This window comes from Streptomyces sp. NPDC001617, assembly GCF_053596855.1.
In genome coordinates this window covers 240,996-247,062 of sequence record NZ_JBSFHA010000006.1, presented here as the reverse complement: position 1 = coordinate 247,062, position 6,067 = coordinate 240,996, and the positions used below count along the sequence as shown (strand labels likewise).

6 protein-coding genes and 1 pseudogene are annotated in these 6,067 nt (G+C 71.2%); 1 reads left to right on the top strand and 6 read right to left on the bottom strand.

The annotated features are described in order from the left end of the window. The 5 genes and pseudogenes from ACWC09_RS07750 to ACWC09_RS07730 all read right to left on the bottom strand — a co-directional run. A pseudogene (locus ACWC09_RS07750) lies at window positions 1-94 on the bottom strand (electron transfer flavoprotein subunit beta); the annotation flags it as partial. A gap of 59 nt (window positions 95-153) precedes the next feature. Then, on the bottom strand, window positions 154-900 hold the full coding sequence (locus ACWC09_RS07745) for a GntR family transcriptional regulator (RefSeq protein ID WP_450849557.1): 747 nt from the start codon (window positions 898-900) through the stop codon (window positions 154-156). Window positions 901-914: 14 nt separating this feature from the next. Continuing rightward, window positions 915-2,081 (bottom strand): acyl-CoA dehydrogenase family protein, encoded by a 1,167-nt coding sequence (locus tag ACWC09_RS07740; RefSeq protein ID WP_450849555.1) that lies wholly within the window; start codon window positions 2,079-2,081, stop codon window positions 915-917. Window positions 2,082-2,156: 75 nt separating this feature from the next. After that, window positions 2,157-3,353: a CaiB/BaiF CoA transferase family protein gene (locus ACWC09_RS07735; protein WP_450849553.1), complete on the bottom strand. Its 1,197-nt coding sequence runs from the start codon at window positions 3,351-3,353 to the stop codon at window positions 2,157-2,159. Continuing rightward, complete coding sequence (locus ACWC09_RS07730; protein WP_450849551.1) at window positions 3,350-4,552, bottom strand: MmgE/PrpD family protein; 1,203 nt, start codon at window positions 4,550-4,552, stop codon at window positions 3,350-3,352. Before ACWC09_RS07730 ends, ACWC09_RS07735 begins: the two co-directional genes overlap by 4 nt. 271 nt (window positions 4,553-4,823) lie before the next feature. Between ACWC09_RS07730 and ACWC09_RS07725 the strand changes: the two genes are divergently transcribed. After that, window positions 4,824-5,741, top strand: coding sequence for a hypothetical protein (locus ACWC09_RS07725; protein WP_450849550.1), 918 nt, complete (start codon window positions 4,824-4,826; stop codon window positions 5,739-5,741). Window positions 5,742-5,778: 37 nt separating this feature from the next. Here the strand turns inward: ACWC09_RS07725 and ACWC09_RS07720 are convergent, their stop codons facing one another. Then, complete coding sequence (locus tag ACWC09_RS07720) at window positions 5,779-6,045, bottom strand: hypothetical protein (protein ID WP_450849548.1); 267 nt, start codon at window positions 6,043-6,045, stop codon at window positions 5,779-5,781. Window positions 6,046-6,067: the final 22 nt, after the last annotated feature.

Sequence of the window (6,067 nt, the reverse complement as noted above, 5' to 3'; positions counted from 1 at the left end):
CGTCGTCCCGGTCGACGGTCCAGTCATCGGCGAAGTGCCGGTCGCCAGTGGCGTCGGGCACGTACTTCACAGTGACAACGATCCTCAAGCTCACGACTCTTTCTCCTTAACTGACGCCCATGAAAGGGACAGACATGACAGGCATACGGCGCATCACCGGCCGCTGCGTCGCAGCCGCACGCGATACGAGTAGTGCTCGGGCAGGAAGTGGCTGATGGCCAGCTCGACGAGCTGCCCGGCCACCGTCTGGTAGAGGCGGTCGATGCGCAGCAGGGCACGGCCGGGCTCGCAGCCGAGGTGTTTGGCGAGCTGAGGGGTGGCCTCGGCGACCGTGATGCTCTGCTCGGCCTCGGCGATCGGCTCGGGCAGCCGCTGGTCGAGCAGCCCGATGACGGTGAAGGCGTTGGGTGTGCCCGGGAGCGTCAACTCCTCGACGGATTCGAGGAGTCGGCCGACGGAGGGCGGCAGCCAGACCGACGTGTGGCAGAACGCGACGTCCTCGTGGAGCCGCAGGAAGGCCAGCTTGTGCACCCGGTCGGTGTGCAGACCGAGCCGGCCCGCCGCGTCGACGTCGACCCGCCGGTGCAGGGGCGTGACGACGTCCATACGGGTGTCGATGGACAGCCCCATCAGATCGTCCACCGAGCCGAACTGCCGCAGATACTGCTCCTCGCGGGGTGTGGCGAACGTGCCGCGCCCCGGCACCCGGTAGACCAGCCCCTCCGCGACCAGGTCCTGGAACGCACGCCGCACCGTCTGCCGGCTGACCCCGTACGTCTCGGCCAGCTCGGCCTCCGTCGGCAGCCGCACCCCTTCCGGGTAGTCGTGCCGCAGGATCGCCACGCGCAGCTCCCGTGCGAGCCGGAAGTACGTGCTCTCCCGCTGTGTCTGCTCAGCCATCGTGACCGTCCCGTTCAGCCATCGAGACCGCCCCTTGCCACCAACTGGGCCGCGATCACGTTCCGTTGGATCTCGTTCGTGCCCTCGCCCACGATCATCAGCGGGGCGTCACGGAAGTACCGCTCGACGTCGAACTCCGTCGAGTAGCCGTAGCCCCCGTGAATCCGCACGGCGTTGAGCGCGATCTCCATCGCGGTCTCGGAGGCGAACAGCTTGGCCATGCCCGCCTCCATGTCGACCCGGCGCCCGGCATCCGCCTCCCGGGCCGCGTAGAGCGTCAGTTGGCGGGCCGCGGTGAGCTTGGTCGCCATGTCGGCGAGGTAGTTGCCGATCGACTGGTGGCGCCAGATCGGCCTGCCGAAGCTCTCGCGCTCCTGGGCGTAGCGCAGCGAGTCGTCCAGCGCCGCCCGCCCCACCCCCAACGCCCGTGCGGCGACCTGGAGTCGGCCCGTCTCCAGCCCCTTCATCATCTGGCCGAAGCCCTGTCCCTCCTCGCCGCCCAGCAGCGCATCGACGGGCACCCGGTAGTCCTCGAAGGACAACTCGCAGCTCTCCACACCCTTGTAGCCGAGCTTGGGCAGGTCGCGGGAGACGACCAGGCCGGGTCCGTGCTCGGCGAGGAGGATCGAGATGCCGGCGTGGCGCGGCTCGGCGGTCGGGTCGGTCTTGCACAACAGCGCGATCAGGCCGGCCCGGCGGGAGTTGGTGATCCAGGTCTTCGCCCCGTTGACGACGTACTCCTCGCCCTCGCGCCGCGCGACCGTCGTCATCGCCTGCAGGTCGGAACCACCGCCCGGCTCGGTCAGCGCCATGGTCGCGCGGACCTCTCCGGTGGCCAACCGCGGCAGATGGCGCCGCTTCTGCTCCTGTGTGCCGTACAACAGCAGCAACTTGGCCACGACCGTGTGCCCGCCCATCGCCCCGGCCAGGCTCATCCAGCCACGCGCGAGTTCCTCCGTGACCAGCACGAAGCAGGGCGTGGAAACGGGGTTGCCGCCATACTCCTCCGGGATCGCCAGCCCGTAGATGCCGAGTTCCTTCATTCGCTCGATGAGGTTCTCGGGATAGGTGTTGGCGTGCTCCAGTTCCTGGACGACCGGCTTGACGTCCTTGTCGACGAACTCGCGCACGGTCCGTACGACGAGCCGCTCGTCGTCGGAGAGGATGTCCAGGGCGCTCATCGCACGGATCTCCACATCGTCGGGGGAAGCCAGGGAATCGGGGAAGTCGAGGAACCATCGGGGGCAGCCACGGCATCAGATGACGGCGTCGGCGCGCAGCGCCTCGATGTCGTCGTGAGTACGGCCGAGTTCGGCGAGGATCGCCTCGGTGTGCTCGCCCACGGCCGGTACCGGATCCATGCGCGCGGGCACCCCCGCGAGGTCGGCCGGCGGCAGCAGTGCCTGCACGGTCGCACCGGGCACGGCCACCTCCTGCCACCGCCCTCGCGCGGACAGCACCGGGTGGTCGAGGAACGCGGCGACGTCGTTGACCCCCGCGCAGGCGATGTCGATCTCCGCCAGGTCCTGGAGGATCTCCTCGGCGTCGGAGCGCGCGAAGCGCTCGGCGACGATCGCGTTCAACTCCTCACGGTGGAGCACACGGTGGGAGCCGGTGGCGAAGCGGGGATCGTCCGTCAGCTCCGGCCGGCCCAGGAACCGGTCGCACAGGGTCGCCCATTCGCGCTCGTTCTGGATGGAGAAGAGAACCTGCTTTCCGTCGGCGGTGGTGAAGGCGCCGTACGGTGCGATGGTCGCGTGCTGGGTGCCGAGCCGGGCGGGCTGACTGCCGCCGTACCGCGTGTAGTTGGCGGGCTGCCCCATCCACTCGGCGAGCGCCTCGAAGAGGGACACCTCGACGGGATGCACCCGGCCCGTGGTGGCCCGCGTGTACAGGGCGGTCAGGACGCCGGTGTACGCGTACATCCCGGCCGCGATGTCGGCGACGGAGATGCCCACGCGGGCGGTCCCTTCGCCCGTTCCGGTGAGGGAGACCAGGCCGGTCTGGCACTGCACCAGCAGGTCGTACGCCTTGCGGTCGGCCCATGGCCCGGTCGTGCCGTAGCCGGAGATCGTGCACGGGATCAGCCGAGGGTGGCGTTCGACGAGCGCGCCGACGCCGAGGCCGAGCCGGTCGGCGGCGCCCGGTGCCAGGTTCTGTACGAACACGTCGGCGCCGTCGAGGAGTTGGCGCAGGATGGCCTGGCCGCGAGGGTCCTTGAGATCCAGTGTGAGGGACTCCTTGGACCGGTTGAGCCAGACGAAGTAGCTGGAGTGGCCGTGCACGGTCGTGTCGTAGCGGCGCGCGAAGTCGCCCTCGCCCGGTCGCTCCACCTTGATCACGCGCGCGCCGAGGTCGGCGAGCTGCCGGGTGGCGTAGGGCGCGGCCACGGCCTGCTCCAGGCTGACCACCGTGATGCCGGAGAGGGGAAGCTGCTGCACGGTCACCGTCATGCCTCCAGGCCCTGGTGGGGGAACTGCGTTCGCAGCACCTCGTGCGCCCTGGCCCACGTCAGGCCGTCCAGCAGCGCCGGCACGTCCGGACCGCAGGCAGCGGCCTTGGCACGGACATCGCCGTCGGAGAGCGGGCGCTGAGGCGATCCGGGCGGCAGTGCCAACGCGGTGTACACCTCGCTGCCGTCGGCCAGTTCGACCCGGAGACGGACCTCGCCGTCCAGCAGAGTGCTGCTCTCGCCCGGCAGCAGGACCGTGCGCACGCGATCGACGAGTTTCTGCGCCTCGGGCCGGCGCACCGCCTCGTCCGTGAAGCTGTCGAAGCCCGGACAGTCGTCCAGCAGTGCCGCGGCCACGGCGTACGGCAGTGAGAACTTGCCTTCCAGTCCGGTTTCCGGCCGGTCGTGGAGGAGCGGCTGAACGGTCCCCGCAGGCGTCGTCACAGTGATCGCGCTGATCTCCCCGCCCACCTGGTCTCGTACCTCACGCAGTGCGGCAATGGGCCTCTGCATGGCGTAGCAGCAGGGAAAGAGCTTGACGGCGAGGCCGCCCGGAACGGCCGGCGCCTCCGGGAAGCCGGACACCGTCCCCCCGACCCGCCTCAGCCACGCCTCCAGCGCCCGCGGATCAGCGGTGGCCCCCGCCCGCGCCAGCCGCGCGGCCCGTACACCCGCGTCGGCCGCGAACCCGACCTGCAGCGACTTGCTGTGGGTCCCGAACGCCTCCTGGACCCCGCCCGCAGCGGGCACGGCAAGAGCCATCGCCGTCGCGAGCCCCTCCACGTCCAGGCCGAGGGCGACACCCGCCGCCACGGCGGCGGCCGGAGCACCCGCCGTGCAGGTCGCATGCCACCCCGCCGCGTAGTGCCCCCAGCCGAGCATCGCACCGAGGCGGGCCATGACCCCGGCGCCCACCAGATAGGCGCGGGCATCCCCGCCCACCGCGAGCACGGCAGGCACGGTGACCACGGAGACGTGCGTGGTGGTGTCCGTGTGCAGGTCGTCGAAGTCCAGCACATGGGCCATGGCCGCCCAGCGCGCCGCGTCCGGCAGCGGTGCGGCGACAGAGCGCAGGGGATGGGTCCGGGCGGCCAGGGCCACCGCGACGGTGTCGGCCAACGCCCGCTCCGCGAGCGTCAGATCATCGGGCGTCGCGCGGTACTCGTGGGCCCACTCGGCGAGGGCTCGGGCGACGGTCAACGGTCTCCCCAGGGGTTCGGTGCCTGCTTCTCGTACGGGGCCTGCTTCCCGTACGGCCAAAAGGTCCTCCACGGCCCGAAGGTCCTCCATGGCCCGAAGACCCTCCGCCAGATTTGTACGGCCAAATCCGCGACCCTGTCAACGACGAACCCACCACCCTGACCTGTGGCTTACCGCACTGTCCCGACGTGGCGCGGACGACATCCACACCATGCCGGTGCTTTGTACGCAACAATGCGACACCTCGTCAGGCACGCCCTCGGGAGTCCCGTTGCCCCGTTCCGAATCCGCACCCGCCACGTCCGTACCCGCAGCCGACTTCCGCGTCCTCGAGGAGACCGCCCGCACCTGGCGCCCCGACGACGTCCGAACGACCGACGCCCTCGACCCCGCCCCCACGGCGGCCCTCTCCGCCGTACTCGACCTTCCCGAGCCGGTCGCCGGCGACGGCGATCCGCTGCCGCCCCTGTGGCACTGGCTGCACTTCCTGTCCTGGCCGCGGCACACCGAACTCGGCCCCGACGGACACCCGAGGGACGGTCGCTTCCTGCCCCCGCTGCCGCAGCGGCGGAGGATGTTCGCGGGCGGGCGGCTGGAGGTGACCGCTCCGCTTCTGCTGGGCCGGCCGGCCGAGCAGCACAGCCGGGTCAGCCAGGTGCGGGCGAAACGCGGCCGCAGCGGTGACCTGCTCTTCGTCACCGTGCGCAGCGAGTACCGGCAGGACGGGCGGCTGTGCCTCAGCGAGGAACAGGACCTGGTCTACCGCAGCGGCGGCGACGCACCCGTGCCAGCCGCGCTGACCCTCGACCCGGAGGCCCGCCCGCACGAGGGCGCCGCCCCTTGGCGGCAGGAGTGGCGCACCGACCCCACCCTCCTGTTCCGCTTCAGCGCCCTCACCGCGAACGCCCACCGCATCCACTACGACACCCCGTACACGACCGGCGTCGAGGGCTACCCCGGGCTGGTCGTGCACGGGCCGCTGCTGGTCCTCGCCATGCTCGAACCGGTCCGCCGGCAACAGCCGTCGCGACCCGTCCGGTCCGTCTCGTACCGGCTGCTCAAACCCGTCTTCTGCGGTGAGCGGCTCCTCGCCCGCGGCGGCCCGGAGGGTGACGGTTCGGCGGCCCGGATGAGCATCGCGAGCCACCGGGAGGAAGCCCACGCCCGGGCGGACGTGGGCTTCGGGTGAGGCCCTGAACCCCTGCTGCGGGAAGCTTTCTGCAGACTCAGTTCTCGCGGCTGGGATCGCACAGCACCATGACCGCGCGGGCCACGAGTTCGCCCGCGCCGCCGAGTTCCTGGCGGTAGCGGCCCGTCGTCCCCCGTACGGTCTCCGCGAAGGCCGGATCCGCGGCGCGGGCGCGGGCCGGCACCGGGAGTTCCTGGGCCATCGCGCGGCGGCGTGCCAGCAGCGCGATGATCTCGTCGTCGAGACGCGCTATCCGGTCGAGTGACGGGTCCACCGTCGGCTCGGCAGCCTGCTTCGTCGTCACGAGGTCACTCCGTTCGCCCGCG

What these genes read in the sequence shown, in the direction of transcription:
- ACWC09_RS07745 (WP_450849557.1), bottom strand. Translation starts at nt 900, where the DNA reads ATGGCTGAGCAGACACAGCGGGAGAGCACGTACTTCCGGCTCGCACGG.
- ACWC09_RS07735 (WP_450849553.1), bottom strand. Translation starts at nt 3,353, where the DNA reads ATGACGGTGACCGTGCAGCAGCTTCCCCTCTCCGGCATCACGGTGGTC.
- ACWC09_RS07740 (WP_450849555.1), bottom strand. Translation starts at nt 2,081, where the DNA reads ATGAGCGCCCTGGACATCCTCTCCGACGACGAGCGGCTCGTCGTACGG.